The following is a 1388-nucleotide window of genomic DNA, read 5'->3' as shown; positions in this document are numbered from 1 at the left end:
ATGTGCAAATTCCGGGATGTCAGTTAGCCCATAACAAAACCAACTGAATATTAACAATAAACTACTTAGAAAATATCTTTTCATTATATTTTCTGCCTCATGACTAACAACGCTAAATAAAACTATTATATAGTCAAATCAAAATCTTACTATTAAAACTTAAAGAGTATGATCTTTGTTCATCTCATGACCAACGACCAGATGCACCACCACTGCGGCCGCCACCTCCGCCTCGGAAAATTCTACTCGAATAGCTATATGAAGATCGACTGCTTCTGCCACTCCCGCTACGACTTCTTCTTATGACGTTTTTACGACAGATAGCGATGAATAACAAGTTAGCAAACACATAGTTTATACCAAAAATAAAAACGACATCGGTAAGATATAAGTAACTAAAATCGTGAACATACCAAGTTACAATAAGGAGAAACAAACTATTTGATAGTGATGTGATGATAATGCGTTTAAATTCACTTTTTTCGAATTTAACCGTGAAAACAAACAAAAAAAGAAAACACTTTCCAGCTTTGTTGAATAATCCAGTTAAACATCATATCTAACATTTCACTTAACCCAATTCTATAATTATTCTGGGTTTGTTTCTCTGGATGAATTTCATTACCCATTATGACATCTTTTAATACCGAAATTGCATCATTAATACCTTAATAATAGTTCTTTTGCTTAAATTGTGGGGTTTGCTGTTCCCGAATGATGTGGCTAGCGATTGTTGTAAAAAATAAACTGCTATTAATCGATATGATTAAGGCGCATATAGCGCCTTATTTTTTATCCTATTTACCAGCTACCGGAAGCGCCACCGCCTCCACTGCGACCACCACCGCCGCCGCTAAAGCCGCCACCTCCGCCGAAGCCACCGCTAGAACCACCAAAACCGCCTCCTCCTCGATGATTTCCTCTTCCGCCACCTGCTCCGGGAGTCACAATGCGGCTGGCAATGGTACTCAAAATAAATACCACAAACATGATAAATACTATAATAAATACATCGCGCATATGCCAAAGGGTAAATCCACCAACAGATAGTGCGTTAAATAAACCAGTAAGAAGACATTGATTGGTTTTATCTTTACGATACAATAATTTGGCAAGTATAAGACAAATAACGAATGACACCAGCGCATAATTACTCAACATGGAAGTAAAATCTTCTGATGATAACAAGTTAAAGCCTTGTTCGTTATCTTCTCTTTTCGGGGCAGGATTATCGATTTTTTGTTTCAGCACAGATAAGGCATTATCAATTCCTTGATAATAGTTATTTTGTCGAAATTCTGGCGCTAATTGCTCACGAATGATTTTACTGGCCACTAAGTCGGTAATAGTTCCTTCAAGCCCATAGCCAACCTCAATTCGCATGAGTT

2 protein-coding genes are annotated in these 1388 nt (G+C 37.5%); both read right to left on the bottom strand.

Features of this window, described 5'->3' with window-relative positions:
- Positions 1-184 precede the first annotated feature (184 nt).
- Entirely contained in the window at positions 185-508 is a 324-nt protein-coding gene (locus J3U09_RS10905) for a hypothetical protein (RefSeq protein ID WP_267358203.1), read from the bottom strand.
- Positions 509-801: 293 nt separating this feature from the next.
- The coding region (locus tag J3U09_RS10900; RefSeq protein WP_267358201.1) for a TPM domain-containing protein at positions 802-1388 on the bottom strand (587 nt) is incomplete at its 5' end.

The sequence above is a fragment of the Gilliamella sp. B2889 genome (assembly GCF_026536885.1).
GTDB classification, from domain to species: domain Bacteria; phylum Pseudomonadota; class Gammaproteobacteria; order Enterobacterales; family Orbaceae; genus Gilliamella; species Gilliamella apicola_E.
Note: the sequence above shows the minus strand (reverse complement) of the source record. Positions and strands in the feature narration are given on the sequence as shown.